Below are 17,809 nucleotides of genomic sequence, written 5' to 3' on the forward strand. Positions count from 1 at the left end.
CGGTTTGTCCTTGAGAAATATCAAGAATGACTCCCCGCCCTGCTTTGCACAATGGTGTCGAGAAGCCCGGGTGCCGCGATGTTTGCGGTCAGGGTACGTTAACCGAGGGAGTCAAAATCATGGCCAAAACCAACGCAGACATCGAACACTGGGATGTCGAAAGCGAAGAATTCTGGGAGCAGGAGGGCAAGCGCATCGCCTCCCGCAACCTTTGGATTTCCATCCCCAGCCTGCTGATGGGCTTTGCCGTCTGGCTGATGTGGGGGATGATTACCACCCAGATGAAAAACCTGGGTTTTCCCTTCAGCATTGAGCAGCTGTTTACCCTCTCTGCGATCGCAGGCCTGTCCGGCGCGACACTGCGAATTCCGGCCTCGTTCATGATCAAGATTGCCGGCGGTCGGAACACGGTGTTCCTGACCACCGCCCTGCTGATGATCCCGGCTGCCGGTACCGGCATCGCCCTGATGAATCCGGACACACCCTTTATCGTGTTCCAGGCCCTGGCACTGCTCTCGGGTATCGGTGGCGGTAACTTTGCCTGCTCCATGAGCAACATCAGCACCTTCTACCCGAAGAGCAAACAGGGCTATGGCCTCGGCATGAACGCCGGACTGGGTAACTTCGGCGTCACCACCATGCAGGTGGTGATCCCGCTGGTGATGACCGTTGGCATATTCGGAGCCCTGGCCGGTGATCCGATGCAGCTGCAAAGCCCGAGTGGCACCCTGATTGGCCGGATTGAGGCGGGCACCGACACCTGGATCCAGAACGCCGGCTTTATCTGGCTACTGTTCCTGATTCCGCTGGCGTTCGCCGGCTGGTTTGGCATGAACAACCTTAAGGTGGTTACCCCGAACCCCGGCAGCCCACTATCTGCCTTTGGCAAAATTCTCGGGCTTTATGGCGTCGGCATTCTGGCGTCCATTGCCGGTGTCTGGGCCCTGAGCGTCCTGAACATGTGGCTGGCACTGCCGCTGACCATCGTGCTCACCCTGATTCTTCTGCGACTGATTCCGGGTGACATCAAGCCCAACATCCAGAACCAGTTTGCCATCTTCAGCAACAAGCACACCTGGTCCATGACAATTCTCTACATCCTCACCTTTGGCTCTTTCATCGGATTCTCGGCTGCCCTGCCGCTGTCCATCAGCGTCATCTTCGGAAACATGATGGAAGTTGCCGCCGACGGCACAATGACTCGGGTGGTGAATCCGGAAGCGCCAAGCGCACTGACCTGGGCCTGGATGGGACCGTTTGTCGGCGCCCTGATTCGCCCCGTCGGCGGCTGGATTTCCGACAAGGTGGGCGGCTCCATCGTTACCCAGATCATCTCGGTTGTGATGGTGATAGCCTCCGTGGCCACTGGTTATGTGATGATGCTGGCGTACAACTCAACCGATCCGAATACCTACTTTGCGCCCTTCCTGATTCTGTTCATCATCATGTTTGCGGCCAGCGGTATCGGCAACGGCTCCACCTTCCGGAGCATCGGTTTCATCTTCAACCAGCAGCAAAAAGGCCCGGTTCTGGGCTGGACCTCCGCCGTGGCCGCCTATGGCGCATTCATCGCCCCAAGGGTAATGGGCCAGGAAATCCAGGCCGGGACTCCGGAAGTGGCCATGTACGGGTTTGCGGTGTTCTACGCCCTCTGCCTGGTGGTTAACTGGTGGTTCTATCTGCGCAAGGGTGCGTACATAAAGAACCCGTAACTGGTATCGTTACTTGTAACACGACCCCTGCCTCTTGGCCCCAACAGGAGCCTACGTGGGGGTTCTTATTTCTGCCCGCCTAGGCACAACCTCCGTGGACTCGTATACGAAATAGCCGAACGTTCATTGAAATTAGCCTGAGGTGGCACTATAGTTCGACACAGCTCATCTACCAGCCCACGGGCGTAAGTGTGGAAGGAGTTACGGCCCCGTCCTCTTCGAGGGCGCGGCCAGCCTTATTTCCGGCTAGTGTTTCTTTTCCAGCGCTTTGTGTATTTGTCCCGTTGGTGTTGGCGGTCGATGTAAAAGGCCGTCCAGGGCAGTGTGTATGTTGCTCGCTCGGCTAGAACGACCAAGTAGCCTTCCGCCTCGAACCAGAGATGAATCCGGTTTTCGTTGCCCCGTTTTTCTGACCACACTTTCAATGCTGGGTCTTGCTCGTTTTCGATGACCGGGCGGGGCCAACGGATTCGCTCACATCTTCTAAAATCCGGTGTTCTCTCAGCTTCCACGCTTCCTTCGCTGGTCATGTGCCAGAACGTCGCTTCCTTCCCGTCTACAATTGGGTGCCTTTTCAGGGCCAAATGCTGTCCTCGGAACACCGGCTTAGAATCTACGAAGTCTTGGCAGAATATTCTGTATATAGCCTCAAGATACTGCTCCCAGTTTCCGCCATAGTGGGAGAAAAGCTCCAGTTCGGGTAGCCAATCTGGTGTTCCATCCATGGTCAGGTCCTGCTGTTCCAAATCAGAAGATTGAACTTCAGCTCTCGCATCATGGTATTGAGTGTCAGACGGTAGCCGCTGCGCTGCCTGATTCGTGCGATGAGAGCTTCCTTGGCGCTGTTTCCGGATAATCCACGGTGCAGGTAGGACAGGGCGCCTATCAGCAAGTCTGCTACCTGCAGGTGTTCGACTTCATGGGAGTGGACACGTTTCACATCTGCAATCATTTTCCGTGAGAAGTCGTACGCGTTGGTGCAGAGAATGTCCTGAAGTTTTTCGACTTTCTCATGGCCCAGCGTGTCTTTGATGTCGATGTAGACGTAATAGCGGGATTCAGGGTCAAAAATGGTTTTCAGCATGGTGAAGTACATCTTGTAGTACCACTCATCGTGGTCCTGCTGATGTTGTTTATGGTCCAGAACGCTTTTGTCCGGAACCACCAGCCCGCGGAAATGTAGGTCGTCATCATCGAAAAAGTAATCAACAATGTCCTGATAGAAGGCGAGCTTCGATGGGCTCACCTTGGTCCATTTGATTTCGAAATCACCCTCGAGCCCATGCTTCTGTTTGATTTCACGAATCCGCTCGGCGATTTCCAGACGTTTGTCTTTCGGGCACCAGACGGCGCCCAGAACCATAGCTTTCTGGCCATCATTTTCCAGATGACAGGATTCGTCGCAGTAAACGTTGTATTCGGTAGTCATGCTGAAAGTCCCTGTTCAACAATGGTTTCGGCCAGCTGGCAGCGGGTTTCGTTGGCCTGGTTCAGGCGCCCTTTGAGTTGGTCGCAGAGGGCCATGAGTTCATCAACTTTTTGGACGATGCGGTGCTGTTCCTCAAGAGGTGGTAAGGGAAAGGCATACATCATCACGCTGTTTGCTGACAGGTTTGGCTGCGCTGAGCCATTGTCAAACCTAAAGATTTGGCTACGGCCAAACGGGCTGGTTAGGTAGCGGTAGATATAGCTGCGCATCGCTGGAAGGTATGGACGTATTATCATTAGGGAGGAAGCGATAGCTCCTTCCTCGTAGGGAGTAACAAAGGCCGTTTTTCCGAAGGTGGCACCGCGAAGGCAGTATACTAGGTCAGTAGGTTCAATTTTCCCGCTTCGCAACGAGTCATACTTTTCGCGTGTAATGAAGTGCATGTGAGTTCGTGTCAGCGTTCCGCTTGGCTCAATGTGGCCGGTGTTTATCCATGCCACACCGCGTTCCACATACTCTTCTTTGTTGGGGTAGTTTTTACTTCTATCACCGTTGATGAAAAGACCGAGTTCGCCAAACTTAACCCACTGCCAGTTTTGAGGGATCTCGAAAAGAGTCTCCTCTGATGTGATAGCCGGAAGTTTCTTCGGGGTCTTGATTTGTTTAGCTTCAACAAGCTCTTGTTTGCGACGCTCGATGCTTGCGAGTAGTCCTTTGGCGGAATCGTCTCCCACATCCTGCTCCACCAACCGCCCCATCACCGCCAGTTGCAGAATCGTCTGCTTGAGCTTGTCGATGCTCTGTTCGGTGGTGAACAGGGTGTCGAAGTGGGCAGCGAGGCGGGCCCAGTTGTCGGCCAGTTCGGTGGCGCTTTCGGATTGGGTGAGGGTGCCGAGCAGTGTGTCCACGAGGGTTTCGTGGGCTTCGAGCTGGTCGCTGGTTTGCTGTTCCAGGCGGTCGCAGAGGGCCATGAGTTCATCGACTTTTTGGACGATGCGGTGTTGTTCTTCCTCTGGGGGCAGTGGTAGTGGTGTTTCCGAAAAATAGCCTTTTGGAACTCGCTTTTGGCCAGCGGAGCCGGTCATGACTTTTTCGCCTTCTTTCAGAAATCGTGGCGATTTCAGAAACAGAAGTAAGAAGTACGGATTGATGGCAGATGAGAGTGGTCGCGCTACATGTAGTTCGGTTGTGCCGGCACCTATGCCATTTCTAAGGTTTCGGAAGACAGCGGCCTTGCTGTTTTCAAAGCAAGGTGTGATTTTCGCCAGCCCGACATCTCCGTTTGCGAAGTGACTGTAGCCTTTCTTTATCTCTCCCCAATTACGAGGCTCATCTTCATGGTCACCATGGTATGAGGTAGTGACTAGAGGCATAGGAATGAAGGATGCCTCTAGCGAATCGTCTCCCACGTTGCGCGGGTTGACCTCCGCGATGGAGCCCAATCTTGTCCAAGACCAACCCACAGGGAGCTCTGACGGAGCCTCGTCCTGTGTTACTGGCGGTAGCGGCTTCGAGTTTTTGATTTTCTTAGACGCAATTAACTCTTTCCGACGCTCTGCAATGCGTTCTAGAAATTGGCCGGCGGGAGTGTCAGCAGGATTTTGCTCCACGAGCTTTCCATGGACAGCCAACTCCAGAATCAACTCCCGAAGCTTCTTAACCCCAGTCAGCTCAACCTTGCCATTACTCCCCCGGCCACTGCTGGACTTCTTTGATACCGCCCCAGTCCACAAATCCAGGTGTTCGGTAATCAACTCCTGCGCACTCACGCCGCACCTCCACCGGTGTTTTCATCACTGTTGTGGGAGCGCGCGTCGGCCAGGATATCTCGCAGCTGATGGCGGATTTCCTGGATTTCGGCTTGCTGCTGTTCGTACTTGGCCAGCAGTTCGTCCGGGTCGTGGATGACCTGCTCACCTACGTGGGGGTTCTTGATGTCAAGGTTGTAGTTGCGGGCCTTGATATCGTCGATGGACACTTTCCAGGCCTGCTCGGTCTCTACCCGGCTGGCAAATCCGTCGGCCTCGATGCCCCACCAGTCGATTTCCGTCTGGAATTCGGCAAAGCGCATGGGCTTGGTCTTGTTGTAGCTCTTCACACCTTCTGGATATGGGTGCTCGTAGTACCACACGTTTTCCGTGGGCTTGCCCTTGGTGAAGAACAGCAGATTGGTCTTGATGCCAGTGTAGGGATTAAACACGCCGTTGGGCAGGCGCACGATGGTGTGCAGGTTGCACTCGTCCAGCAGCTTTTCCTTGAGGCGGGTTTTCATGCCTTCGCCAAACAGGAAGCCGTCTGGCAGCACCACGGCGGCGCGGCCGCCGTCCCGCAGCAGGTGGATGAACAAGGTCATGAACAGGTCGGCGGTTTCCCGGGTGCGGAAGGCGCTGGGGAAGTTGGTTTCGATGCCGTCTTCTTCCATGCCACCGAAGGGCGGGTTGGCGACGATAACGTCTACCCGTTCTTTCGGGCCCCAGCTGATGAGCGGGCGGGCCAGGGTGTTGTCGTGCTTGATCTGGTCCGGCACTTCGATGCCGTGCAGAATCAGGTTGGTGGTGGCCAGCAGGTGCGGCAGGGGCTTCTTTTCAACGCCGTGGATGCTCTTCTGCAGGGTTTGTTCGTCCTGCGGGGTGCTGACGTAGTGCTTGCGCTTGTGCTCGATGGTGCAAGTGAGGAAGCCGCCGGTGCCGCAGGCCGGGTCCATCACTTTCTCGTCCAGTTTCGGGTCTACCCGGTTGACCATGAACTCGGTCACTGCCCGCGGGGTGTAGAACTCACCGGCGTTGCCGGCGCTCTGCAGGTCCTTGAGGATTTGCTCGTACATATCGCCCAGCTCGTGGCGCTCGGCGGATTTGTTGAAGTTGACACCTTCCTGCAGTTTGTTGATGACCTGGCGCATGAGCTGGCCGGACTTCATGTAGTTATAGGCATCCTCGAACACGTTGCGGATAACCACGCCCCGGTAGTCGTCACCGGCCGGCTCCAGGTTCTGCAGGCCGGGGAACAGGGTGTTGTCGATGAAGTCGTTGAGTTCGTCGCCGGTCATGCCCTCCGGGTCGGCGGCCCAGTTGCGCCAGCGGAGGTGTTCCGGAATTGGAGATTTGTAGTCGTCGTAAGTAATTGCCCACTCATCTTCCCGGTCGTCGAAAATTTTCAGGAACAGCATCCAGACCATCTGACCGATGCGCTGGGCATCGCCGTCTACGCCTACGTCTTTGCGCATGATGTCCTGGATGGATTTGATGGTGGTGCTGATAGACATAAGTGTTCAGTTCCCGTGTGTTCAGAATGGGTGGTAAACCGTAATTCGGTTCAGGACGTTTGGCGGTACAGCTCGTCTTCCAGGTCTTTCACGGCTTCGGTGTAGCCCGGTTTGCCGCCAAAGGCATCTACAAGCTCCATCAGTGAGCCTATCTGGCTGAATGGCGCGAGGGTGAGGATTTTAACATCCTCGATGGGCTCGATACCGGAGTCTGTGTACTTGTCCAGCAGGGCATCCAGAACCTGTTTGCTGGCCCCTTCGTATTTGCTGAAGTAATCCTGCTTGCGCACCTGCTCGGCCCGTTCCTTGCGGCTCAGGGGCGGCTGGTCGTAGACGATGTGGCAGATGACATCGAAGGGGTCGGGCTCACCCCCCAGTTTCTTGCTGACGTCCTTGATGAGGTCGTCCCAGATGACGCCTTGCTCGGCGAGTTCTTCGATAATGGCCTGTTTGCGCTCGGCCTGGTTCCAGTGCTTGAGGAAATCTGTAAGCGTGGCGTACTGCTCTTTCACTTTCTTGCGAGTGAAGTCTTTCAGGCTTTCGGTGATGAGCTTGCCGTCCGGGCCCAGGTACTGGACGCGTTCGGCGATAACGCTCACTTCCACATCACCCACCACGTACTTCACCCGCTTGGTCTTTTCCCCGTCACCAGAAGGCCAGGCGAGCGTGCTGTCATCGCTGTGCCAGCTTTCGCCGGGCTCGACTTCGTAACCTTCGGCCTCTTCACTTAACGGAAGCTCTGTCGCGGCTGGGTCCAGAACCTCGTGTTCATCATCCGGCACAATGGAATCGTCGCCTTTGGGCTCATAGACCTTCACCGGGTCGCCGTCGAACGCCGGGTCCGCGAACAGTTCGGTGGCCTTTTTGAAGTCCAGAATGGTGAACCAGTGCTTGTTGTAGTCGTCGTTGATGCGGGTGCCGCGGCCGATAATCTGCTTGAACTCAGTCATGGACTGGATGCGCTGGTCCAGCACGATGAGTTTGCAGGTCTGGGCGTCCACGCCGGTGGTCATCAGTTTACTGGTGGTGGCAATGACCGGGTAACGCTCTTCCGGGTTGATGAAGTTGTCCAGCTCGGCCTTGCCTTCCTGCTCATCGCCGGTAATACGCATCACGTACTTGCGGTTCTCCTTCACCCGCAGCGGGTTCAGGTTCACCAACGCCTGGCGCATGCGTTCGGCGTGGTCGATATCTTCGCAGAACACAATCGTCTTCTGGTAAGGGTCCGTCTGCTCCAGAAACTCGGTAACCTTCCTGGCAACCACCAAGGTGCGTTTTTACAGCACCAGGGTACGATCGAAGTCTTTCTGGTTGTAGATGCGGTCATCGATGAGTTCGCCATGCTTGTCGGTCTGGCCTTTACTCGGGCGCCAGCCCTGCAGGTCGCGGTCCAGGTCAATGCGGACAACTTTGTAGGGAGCCAGGAAGCCGTCTTCGATACCTTGCTTCAGGGAATAGGTGTAAACCGGTTCGCCGAAGTAGTCGATGTTGGATACTTCCCGGGTTTCCTTTGGTGTGGCGGTCAGGCCTATGTGGGTAGCGGCCGAGAAGTATTCCAGAATCTGGCGCCAGGCGGAGTCCACAGAGGCGCTGCCCCGGTGGCACTCGTCTATAACTACGAGGTCGAAGAAGTCTGGTGAGAACTGCTTGTAGATGTTCTGCTCTTCTTCGCTGCCGGTAACGGCCTGGTACAGCGACAGGTAAATCTCGTAGGACGGGTCTACCGTTCGGTTGGTGACCTTGGTCATGGCCTGGCCGAAGGGCTTGAAGTCGTTGTTCTTGGTCTGGTCTACCAGAATGTTGCGGTCGGCCAGGAACAGGATGCGTTTCTTCTGCCTGGACTTCCACAGACGCCAGATTATCTGGAAGGCCGTGAAGGTCTTGCCGGTACCGGTGGCCATCACCAGCAGGATGCGGTTTTGCCCGCGCGCCACCGCTTCTACCGTGCGGTTAATGGCCACGGCCTGGTAATACCGAGGTGTGCGGCCGCTGCCGTCATCATAATAAGGTTGTTCGACGGTTTGCCGGGCGGCCTGGTTGATGCCCTTGTGCTGGCAGTAAAGCTCCCAGAGGGTTTCCGGGGAGGGGAATTCGTCCAGGCCGAGGGTGGTTTCTGTCTGGCCGAAGAGCCCGGTGCGGTCGTGGAACAGAAAACCGTCCCCATTGCTGCTGAACACAAAGGGGGCATCCAGGGCATCGCTATAGGCCAGAGCCTGTTGCATGCCGTCGCCAAGGCTATGGTTATTGTCCTTGGCTTCGATGATAGCAATGGGCATGTTCTTCTTGAAGCTGAGAACATAATCCGCCCGGCGGCGTTTGCCACGGGTATGCAGCCTGCCACGCACGATGATGCGGCCGGCGGTGAACGACACTTCTTCCCGCACCTGGCTGTGCATGTCCCAGCCTGCGTTCTGCAGGGCCGGGTTGATGTACTTGGTACAGATGTCCCGCTCTGTGAGCTGTTTCTTGTCCATGTGCTCGCCGCCATTACTTCTGGTATGCAACCATCTGGTTTTGCGTGGTTTTGTGGCTTCAGGTTAGCCCATATCGTTAGGTTACAGAAGGTTTGTGTGCTTGTTGCCGAGCTCCGATGACCTACCCGTATCCGGCATTATGCAAAAAGCCCGCAGGGATCACTCCGTGCGGGCTTTTTGCTCGACTGAACTCAGGTGGCAGCGGCAGCCTTCCGGCGACGATCTTCCTCTTCAATCTCCAGGTCCACAGAGGACAACTGGTATTCCTCGGAAAAACCACTCTCAGGTTCTTTCAGCCACATCATGCACAGCAGCCAGCTGATAAATGCGCCACCGGCGATGATGTAGAAGAACTGGGTCGGAGTGACAAAGGTGAAGATGGTCAGGTATACCACCGCGCCGACGTTGCCGTAGGCACCCGCCATCCCGGATATCTGGCCGGTGAGGCGTCGCTTGATGGAGGGGATGATTCCGAAAGTAGCACCCTCGGCACCCTGCACAAAGAACGAGGTGAATACGGTAATGCCCACGGCAATGATCAGCGGCCAGTTGGAGTTCATCAGGCCCATCAGGGCGAAGCCCACAGAGATGCCGAACATGTAGCTGAGCATCACGAACCGGCGGTTACCCATGCGGTCCGAGACCAGGCCGCCCATCGGGCGTGCCACCAGGTTCACAAAGGCAAAGGAGGCGGCGATCAGGCCGGCTGCGGTGGCGCTCAGGCTCCAGGTTTCCTCGAAGAACATCGGCAGCATGGAGACTACCGCCAGCTCGGCACCGAAGTTGGCAAAGTAGGTGCTGTTGAGCGCGGCAACACTGTTGAACGGGTATTTGTCATCCTCAGGCACGCCCTGTTTCAGTATGGGAATATTGACCCGCAGAATCTGGATAACCTGGTAGCACACAATGGCCACAATCGCGGCGTAGCAGATCGCCGCGCCGGTGGCGCTCAGATAGCCCATGTTCTCGATACGCCATACCAGGATGCCGAGCACACCCACCAGCGGAATGGTCCAGAGAATCAGCTTGATCATATCGCCCCAGCTGCTGACTTCCAGGGCCACCGCCTTGCGCGGCTTGCGATGGACAGTGCCGACAGGGCCGTCGGTAATGGCAAACCAGTAGTAAACGCCGTAAGCCGCCATCACGATAGCGCTTTGGGCAATGGCCCAGCGCCAGCCGTCCTCACCGCCATACATTTGCAGGGCGATGGTCGGCAGAGTGATGGCCGCAGCAGCGGAACCGAAATTGCCCCAGCCGGCATAGAAGCCTTCGGCAAAGCCGATGTCTTTCGGTTTGAACCACATGGCGGTCATATGGATGCCCACCACAAAACTGGCACCGATGGAGCTCAGCACCAGGCGGCTGACCAGGAGCTGGGTCATGGTGTTGCCGAAGGCAAACACCAGGGCCGGGATCGACATCAACACCATCAGTACGGAGAACACCCGGCGGGGGCCAAAACGGTCCAGAGCCATGCCCACGACAATCCGGGCAGGTATGGTCAGGGCCACGTTGCAGATGGCAAACAGGCGGAGGTCATCGGCGGTGAGCCAGTTGACGCTTTTTAGCATGCTCGATGCCAGCGGCGCCATGTTGAACCACACATAGAAGGTAATAAAGAATGCAATCCAGGTCAGGTGCAGGGCCCTGATCTCCGGATTCTTGACGTGGAAAACGTCTGCCACTTTCATGTCAGCCTCCTGGGCTTTCAGATACAGAAACGGTTAGGCGCCAGGCTCAACGGCTGGGCAGAATAAGAAGTGGGCACTGGATCCGTCGAGCGAGGAAGGAGCTCACGCTGCCGAAGGTCATGTAGTCCAGTTCGTCCACGAAATAGGTCAGCGAACGGGCGATAAATCCACCGTCCGGTTCGTGGCTATGGCGCGCAATAACGAGCATGTCCGGGTGGATCTTTTTCTCGGCGGCATAAAGCAGCATCTTCCGCGCATCCCCCTCAAGCAGCAGCGTTTCGGCGGAAATCTCCTCCTGCTCGCACACGCCCATGGCCTCGACGAGATGCTTCTTTAGATCAGCCAGTTCCTGCTGGAACATGTCTTCGTTTCCGGAGGTGATATCCCGCGGGTTTTCAGCAACCGCAACCAGGGTGATTACGGGCTTGAGATCGCGGAACATGGTGATGGTCTGAGCCAGAGCCAACCTGGCATTGCGCGAACCATCGTAGGCAATCATAATTTTCATTTGTTGGGTTCTCCCGAAGGCGTTTTCGGCGCTCCTGCAAGGGGCAGCCATTGATATCTGTCAGCATTAGCCCACACTCCGGTGCCACCCATAATTGACGTAAATCAACGCTGACAGCGCGTACCCCACGAGAGAAATCAGGGGTCTATCCCCCTGGCCACGAAAACCTCCCATTGCCTACCACCAGCGCACCCAGCTGGAGGTACCTCCAATGCCCTGCATCGAAAAACCCTGTTTTTGATAAGGTTTAAGAGGTGTGTTCAGACGTCTTTTGATCAATGTCCGGAGGGAGCGGAATATGGCCAACATCCCATCAAAGCCAGAGCAATACCGAGCACTAGGCTTATCGACATTTGCCTTCACCCTGTGCTTTGCGGTGTGGACCATTTTCTCCATCATCGGGATTCGCATCAGTGAAGATCTGGGATTGTCCGATACCCAGCTCGGCCTGCTAATGGCAACACCCATTCTTACCGGCTCCATAAGCCGGCTGTTCCTCGGCATCTGGACGGACCGCTACGGCGGCCGTTGGGTTTTCGGCATCCTGATGCTCACCACTGCCGCGTGCGTGTACCTGCTCACCTTCGCAACCACTTACCTCATGTTGCTGGTGGGCGCCCTGGGTGTCGGCCTGGCAGGCGGGGCCTTTATCGTCGGGGTGGCCTACACGGCCGCCTGGTTTGAACCGGAACGCCAGGGAACAGCCCTGGGGATTTTCGGCGCGGGTAACGTGGGTGCTGCGGTGACCAATTTCGGGGCCCCGTTCCTGCTGGTCGCCTTCGGGTGGGAGAGTACGGCACAGATATACGCCACTGTGCTGGCCGTTATGGGCGTGGTCTTTATCCTATTAGCCAAAGAAGACCCGATGGCCGCGGAGCGGGCCGGCGCCAAGGCCAAAACCTTCATGGAGCAGATGGAACCACTCCGTGAGCTGAGGGTCTGGCGGTTTGCCCTGTATTATTTCTTCGTGTTCGGTGCCTTTGTCGCCCTGGCGCTCTGGCTGCCCCACTTCCTGATCGGCGTCTACGGCCTGGACATCAAGACCGCGGGCATCATTGCAGCGCTCTACACCATTCCGGCGTCGCTATTCCGTATTCTGGGGGGCTGGATGTCGGACCGTTTCGGCGCCCGCCGGGTCATGTACTGGACCTTTGGCGCCTCGGTTGTGTGTACCTTCCTGCTGAGCTATCCGCCCACGGAGTATGTGGTCCAGGGCATCGACGGCGATATCCGCTTTACCCTGGAGATGAGCCTGCCGATGTTTGTGACGCTTATCTTTATTCTGGGTTTCTTCATGTCCCTGGGTAAGGCTGCGGTGTACAAGCACATTCCGGTGTACTACCCGATGCACGTGGGCGCCGTGGGGGGTGTTGTCGGGATGATCGGCGGCCTTGGCGGCTTCATTCTGCCGCTGACCTTCGGCGTGCTGAACGATCTGACCGGCATCTGGCAGAGCTGCTTCATGCTGATGTTCGTCATCGTCGCGGCCGCACTGGCCTGGATGCACTACGCAATACGTTCCGCAGAGCGGGTTGAGTGGGCTGCCAACGAGGAGAGAACCGATCTGCCAGAGCTGGCTTCTCCCCAACTGTTCTACCCACTGAACCGGAAAAAACCGTAACCCGAATTCGTAATTTCGCCTCTCTGCCCCCATCTTCGGGGGCTTTTTTTCGCGTATAATTCCGGTTCACTCAGGAGCTCAGCGAGCCTCCGCTGCCCGACTACCGCTGGAGAGCTTTAACCTATGTCCCCGGAAATGAACCCTGCCTCAGGCTTCAGCCAGTTGCGGCGAATCGAATCCAGCAAGATTTTCCAGACGGCGGTGATATCGATCATCATCTTGTCCGCACTGACGATTGGCGCCAAGACCTACGACCTGCCAGTTCTGGCAGAACAGAGCCTGACAGTGATGGACAACGCCATCACCCTGTTCTTCCTGATCGAGATTCTGTTCCGTTTTTCCGCCAGCCCGGTCAAACGGCGGTTTCTCCTCGATGGCTGGAACCTGTTCGACACCCTGGTGGTGATTGGCAGCCTGATTCCTCTGGATAACTCGGAAGCAGTGTTGCTGGGGCGTCTGCTGAGGGTGTTCCGGGTTTTGCGTCTGGTGTCGGTGGTTCCAGAGCTGCGCTTTCTGATCAACTCCCTGCTAAAAGCCATTCCCCGCATGGGCTACATTGCGCTGCTGATGTTCATCATTTTCTACATTTACGCCGCCATGGGCTCGATGTTTTTCGCCAGCGTCGATGAGGAACTCTGGGGCGACGTCGCCATTGCCATGCTCACCCTCTTTCGGGTCGCCACCTTTGAAGACTGGACGGATGTAATGTACGCCACCATGGAGCAGTATCCGCTCAGCTGGGTTTACTACCTGACGTTCATCTTCCTGACCGCCTTCGTATTCCTGAACATGATGATCGGCGCGATTCTCGAGGTCATGAGCGAAGAGCAGAACGCCAAGGAGGCGCAGAAGGCCCATGACGAGCGGGATGAGATTGCCCGCCAGCTCCAGGGCATGCAGCGACAACTGGAAGAATTGACGCGGCAGGTGGCGGGCAGGAACCAGGAATAACAACCAAAGGCGGCGCTTACGAGAAGACCGGCTTATTCAACGCCAGATGGAAGATGGCGGTGATCTGTACCAGCGCAATCACTGCCGCTGCCACCCGCGCCGGGGCTCCGAGTGTTGTTCTCAGCGCAAAAAGACCGGCAATGATATAACCAATCAGCAGAAAGATCTTGGCTGTCAGCCAGCCGTGCACAAACGGCATCCAGGGCGTCACAAACAACAGGCTGAGGGCTGCCACCAGCAGGATTGTGTCGTTCGCGTGAGGAATCCAGCGCAGCGGTGTTTTCCGCCACTCAGGCTTCCCAACCGCATCCAGCAACAGACGCAGGGCAAACAGCACTACCGTCAGGTAGGCTGCGGTCATATGGACACTTTTCAGAATCAGGTAGCCACTCATAAATCATCCTGTTGTGAATCAAAACGATAGCAGCATTGTAAGCAAAGATACCCCCAACCGGGTATGTTCTTTCTATCGGTTCACATATAACATGTACTCCAATTACATGTATAAGCGGAGACAACCATGCAGGCGATCCCCTCAACCAGTCAATCAGAAGCCGCCAGCATCAGCCAGCTGTTCAGCTACCCGTTCCGGATTTTCTTCCTGTCCATGGCGGTACTGGCGCTACTGGCCATTCCACTCTGGGTCATGCAGGTCACCGGCGTTATCAACCTGCCCCTTGCCCTGCCGGGCCTGTTCTGGCATCAGCATGAGATGCTGTTCGGTTTCCTGTCGGCGGCCATTGCCGGCTTCCTGCTGACCGCGGTCTGCGTGTGGACCCAGACGGAGCGCACCCACGGATTGCGCCTGTTACTGCTCTGGGGCGTCTGGCTGGCTGGCCGCCTTCTCCTTGCCTTCGGCGCGGGGCTGCCGGACTGGCTGGTGCATGGCGTGAACCTGGCATTTCTACCTCTGGTCATGCTCGATGCCGGCTGGCGGATCTGGCATGCTCGCCAGAAGCGGCAGCTGTTGATCCTGCTGGTCCTGGGGTTGCTCTGGCTCATGCAGATAGGATTCGTGACCCGGCTGGATATGACCTTCAGTTACGGCGCCCTGATCATGGCCATGGCGCTGATCAGCATCATTGGCGGGCGCATCACTCCGGCCTTTACCACCGGCTGGCTTCGCCAGCGAGGGCTGGACAGTACCGCTGTGAAAACCACCCCAGCACTGGACATGGCCACCTTGTTCAGCCTGATTCTACTGATGGCCTCGCTGGTCACTGGCTGGCAAACCGTCACCGGTGTATTAGCTATTGTTGCTGGCGCCCTGATGCTGGCTCGTCTCGCAGGCTGGAAAGGCTGGCTGGTTCGCGAAGATCCGCTGCTCTGGATTCTGCACCTGTCCATCCTCTGGGTGCCGGTGGCCCTGTTCCTGCTGGCGGGCGCACTGCTTGCCGGCTGGCCAACCAACGCCTGGAGCCACGCCGCTGGCACCGGCGCGGTGGCCTGCCTGATTCTCGGCGTAATTGCCCGGGTCTCCCTGGGCCACACCGGCCGGCCGCTGATTCTGCCCAAAGGCATGGTCACCGCCTTTATTGCCATTCATCTGGCAGCACTTATCCGGGTTCTCACCGCCTTTGAAATCATCCCCTGGCACCCGGGCATCGGCAGCAGCACCCTGCTGTGGCTGTTTGCGTTCGGCGTATTTCTGTACCGCTACACCAGAGTCCTGGCCAGCCCAAGGCCCGATGGTAAAGCCGGTTAAGGCCCCTGAAAAGTTCCGGGCCAGACGCCGGCACCCCCTCTCCAAAACTGTGTGTTGCCAGGGATGTCAACACCAACCCCCATGGGTGAGACAAGCGTTTATGAAGCTTAGCTTCATGCGCAGGCGAACGACTGCAATCTATGATTGCAGTCCGGACCCGAAGGGGGTCCACGGCGTGTTTTGGAGAGGGGGTGCCGGCGTCTGGCTTGCACCAATCTTTCAACCGATCCATGCCTCGATTTCCCGCAAAAAATGCCAATCATCCACTAATGGTCAATACCCGAATGCCAAATTCGAGCTAAAGTATGAGGAAATCATTTTGTAACAGAGATACTGGCACTATGAACCCGGATCATTTTGATAAAGAAGACCTGATCAAATGTGGCCACGGCACACTCTTCCCTGGCTCCATGCGTCTGCCCATTGATGAGATGCTGATGTTCGACCGCGTCACTCACATAGCAGACAACGATGGCCTGTATGGCAAGGGCAGTATCGTGGCCGAGCTCGACATCAACCCGGACCTCTGGTTCTTCAAGGTACACTTTGTTGATGATCCCGTTATGCCCGGATGCCTGGGTCTGGACGCCATGTGGCAGTTGGTCGGTTTCTTCCTGGCCTGGGGTGGCGGCGAAGGCAAGGGGCGCGCCCTGGGTTCCGGTGAAGTGAAGTTTACCGGCCAGGTTCTGCCCACTGCCAAAAAGGTGACCTACCGCCTGGATCTCAAGCGCGTGATCAGGCGCAAACTGACCATGGCAATTGCCGATGGCCGGATGGAAGTGGACGGACGGGAAATCTACACCGCCAAGGACCTCCGGGTTGGCATGTTCACCTCGACCGATGATTTTTAGGAGCTAACAAGATGCGTCGCGTTGTAATCACCGGTATGGGCATCGTTTCCAGCCTTGGTACCAACCAGAAGGAAGTTGCCCAATCCCTCAAGGACTCCCGCTCCGGTATCGGCTTCAGTGAAGAAGCCCGGGATAGCGGTCTGCGCAGCCACGTCTGCGGGCAGATCAACCTGAACCTGCCGGAACTGATTGACCGTAAACTCTGGCGCTTCATGTGCCCGGCCTCAGGCTACACCTACCTGGCCATGCTGGAAGCCATTGAACAGTCAGGCCTGACTGAAAAACACATCAAGGCTGACACCACTGGCATCATTTTCGGCCAGGGTGGCGCCTCCACGGTCGAGCTGCTCGATGCCATCGACACTCACCGCGATCGCGGTATCCGCCGGGTTGGCCCCTACCGCGTGCCCCGCACCATGGGCAGCGCCATTAACGCCTCTATCGCAACCGGTTTTGGCATTCGCGGTATCAATTACGGCATTACCTCCGCCTGTGCCACCAGTGCCCACTCCATTGGCCACGCGGCAGACCAGATTGCCCTGGGCCGCCAGGATGTGATGTTTGCCGGCGGCGGCGAGGATATCCACTGGACGCTGAGCCTGCTATTCGACGCCATGGGCGCCCTGTCCACCAAGTACAACGACACACCGGAGCTGGCTTCGCGCACCTATGATGCCAACCGGGATGGCTTCGTTATATCCGGTGGTGGCGGTGTTCTGGCCCTCGAAGCGCTGGAACACGCAGAAGCACGCGGCGCAAACATTCTGGCCGAGATCGTCGGTTTCGGTGCGACTTCCGACGGCGCCGACATGGTTGCCCCCAGCGGCGAGGGCGCAGTGCGCTGCATGAAGCAGGCCATGAAGTATCTGGACGGCGAGATCAGCTACATCAACACCCACGGCACCAGCACCCCTGCCGGCGACGTCACCGAGCTGAAAGCACTGAAAGAAACCTTTGGCGACAAGATCCCGCCACTGAGCTCCACCAAACCACTGTGCGGCCATGCCCTGGGTGCGGCAGGGGTGCATGAGGCCATTTACAGCCTGCTCATGATGCGCGAGGGCTTCATTGCTCCGTCCGCCAACATCCAGACTCTTGATGCAGATGCGGAAGGCTACCCGATCGTCCGGGAACGCATGGACAACCAGAATCTGGACCTGGTGATGAGCAACAGCTTCGGCTTTGGCGGCACCAACGCCTCGCTGGTGTTCAAAAAGGTCTGATCCGGATCAGGACAGCCTGACAGAGCGATATTCAGCCGGGGATGTTCCCATCCAGCGCTTGAAAGCCCGGCTGAATGCGCTCAACTCCGAAAACCCGAGCTGCTCAGCGATTTCCACGAGCGGCTTGGTTCGGTCCTGCATGTAGGTCAGCGCCTGTTGACGGCGAACCTCCTCAAGCAAGCGGGCAAACGTCAGGCCTTCGCGCTTCAGCTTCTTGTGCAGCGTGTAACGACTCATATGCAGCTGCGACGCCACCACTTCAACACCAACCTTGCCACGGGCAAGCTGTACGCTGATCAGGGAACTCACCCTCAGACTCAGCGAAGCCCGCGCCACCTCTGGCGTCAGAGGCTTTGATCCCATCTGGAACTCCTCCTTT

General features: G+C 57.0%; 14 protein-coding genes and 1 pseudogene. 6 read left to right on the plus strand and 9 right to left on the minus strand.

Translation table 11 applies throughout. The features are described 5' to 3' along the window. Nucleotides 1-119 precede the first annotated feature (119 nt). Nucleotides 120-1,712, plus strand: coding sequence for an MFS transporter (locus tag CLH62_RS07315; RefSeq protein WP_099617433.1), 1,593 nt, complete (start codon nt 120-122; stop codon nt 1,710-1,712). Nucleotides 1,713-1,948: 236 nt separating this feature from the next. Here the strand turns inward: CLH62_RS07315 and CLH62_RS07320 are convergent, their stop codons facing one another. The 7 genes and pseudogenes from CLH62_RS07320 to CLH62_RS07350 all read right to left on the minus strand — a co-directional run bounded on the left by CLH62_RS07320 (nt 1,949) and on the right by CLH62_RS07350 (nt 11,079). Then, nucleotides 1,949-2,437 (minus strand): hypothetical protein, encoded by a 489-nt coding sequence (locus CLH62_RS07320; protein ID WP_099617434.1) that lies wholly within the window; start codon nt 2,435-2,437, stop codon nt 1,949-1,951. Nucleotides 2,438-2,439: 2 nt separating this feature from the next. Continuing rightward, nucleotides 2,440-3,141 carry a DUF3800 domain-containing protein gene (locus CLH62_RS07325; RefSeq protein WP_099617435.1) on the minus strand — a complete coding sequence of 234 codons (702 nt, stop codon included), beginning with the start codon at nt 3,139-3,141 and terminating at the stop codon, nt 2,440-2,442. Beyond that, nucleotides 3,138-4,910: a restriction endonuclease subunit S gene (locus CLH62_RS07330; RefSeq protein ID WP_170005764.1), complete on the minus strand. Its 1,773-nt coding sequence runs from the start codon at nt 4,908-4,910 to the stop codon at nt 3,138-3,140. The genes CLH62_RS07325 and CLH62_RS07330 overlap by 4 nt, the downstream gene beginning before the upstream one ends. Further along, nucleotides 4,907-6,403, minus strand: coding sequence for a type I restriction-modification system subunit M (locus CLH62_RS07335; protein WP_099617436.1), 1,497 nt, complete (start codon nt 6,401-6,403; stop codon nt 4,907-4,909). The genes CLH62_RS07330 and CLH62_RS07335 overlap by 4 nt, the downstream gene beginning before the upstream one ends. 50 nt (nt 6,404-6,453) lie before the next feature. After that, nucleotides 6,454-8,877 (minus strand): annotated as a pseudogene (gene hsdR / locus CLH62_RS07340) (EcoAI/FtnUII family type I restriction enzme subunit R). A 191-nt stretch (nt 8,878-9,068) separates the two neighbouring features. Next, complete coding sequence (locus tag CLH62_RS07345; RefSeq protein WP_099617437.1) at nt 9,069-10,571, minus strand: MFS transporter; 1,503 nt, start codon at nt 10,569-10,571, stop codon at nt 9,069-9,071. A 46-nt stretch (nt 10,572-10,617) separates the two neighbouring features. Next, the gene (locus CLH62_RS07350) at nt 10,618-11,079 is read right to left on the minus strand and encodes a universal stress protein (protein WP_099617438.1); all 462 of its coding nucleotides are present in this window, start codon (nt 11,077-11,079) and stop codon (nt 10,618-10,620) included. Between the two features lie 298 nt (nt 11,080-11,377). Here CLH62_RS07350 and CLH62_RS07355 point away from each other — a divergent pair, with 298 nt between their 5' ends. Beyond that, on the plus strand, nt 11,378-12,700 hold the full coding sequence (locus tag CLH62_RS07355; protein ID WP_099617439.1) for an MFS transporter: 1,323 nt from the start codon (nt 11,378-11,380) through the stop codon (nt 12,698-12,700). A gap of 123 nt (nt 12,701-12,823) precedes the next feature. Then, nucleotides 12,824-13,651, plus strand: a complete 828-nt coding sequence (locus CLH62_RS07360) for an ion transporter (RefSeq protein WP_099617440.1) — start codon at nt 12,824-12,826, stop codon at nt 13,649-13,651. Between the two features lie 16 nt (nt 13,652-13,667). Here CLH62_RS07360 and CLH62_RS07365 read toward each other — a convergent pair whose 3' ends face one another. Next, nucleotides 13,668-14,045, minus strand: coding sequence for a SirB2 family protein (locus CLH62_RS07365; protein WP_099617441.1), 378 nt, complete (start codon nt 14,043-14,045; stop codon nt 13,668-13,670). Nucleotides 14,046-14,171: 126 nt separating this feature from the next. Here CLH62_RS07365 and CLH62_RS07370 point away from each other — a divergent pair, with 126 nt between their 5' ends. The 3 genes from CLH62_RS07370 (at nt 14,172) to fabB (ending at nt 17,430) form a co-directional block, all read left to right on the plus strand. Continuing rightward, nucleotides 14,172-15,356, plus strand: a complete 1,185-nt coding sequence (locus CLH62_RS07370) for an NnrS family protein (protein ID WP_099617442.1) — start codon at nt 14,172-14,174, stop codon at nt 15,354-15,356. Between the two features lie 341 nt (nt 15,357-15,697). After that, on the plus strand, nt 15,698-16,207 hold the full coding sequence (gene fabA, locus CLH62_RS07375; RefSeq protein ID WP_099617443.1) for a bifunctional 3-hydroxydecanoyl-ACP dehydratase/trans-2-decenoyl-ACP isomerase: 510 nt from the start codon (nt 15,698-15,700) through the stop codon (nt 16,205-16,207). A gap of 11 nt (nt 16,208-16,218) precedes the next feature. Beyond that, entirely contained in the window at nt 16,219-17,430 is a 1,212-nt protein-coding gene (fabB, locus tag CLH62_RS07380; protein WP_099617444.1) for a beta-ketoacyl-ACP synthase I, read from the plus strand. Nucleotides 17,431-17,436: 6 nt separating this feature from the next. On the opposite strand, the gene CLH62_RS07385 is transcribed toward fabB, so the two are convergent. Continuing rightward, on the minus strand, nt 17,437-17,793 hold the full coding sequence (locus tag CLH62_RS07385; protein WP_099617445.1) for a helix-turn-helix transcriptional regulator: 357 nt from the start codon (nt 17,791-17,793) through the stop codon (nt 17,437-17,439). Nucleotides 17,794-17,809 lie beyond the last annotated feature (16 nt).

Source organism: Marinobacter guineae, assembly GCF_002744735.1.
Lineage (GTDB): Bacteria > Pseudomonadota > Gammaproteobacteria > Pseudomonadales > Oleiphilaceae > Marinobacter > Marinobacter guineae.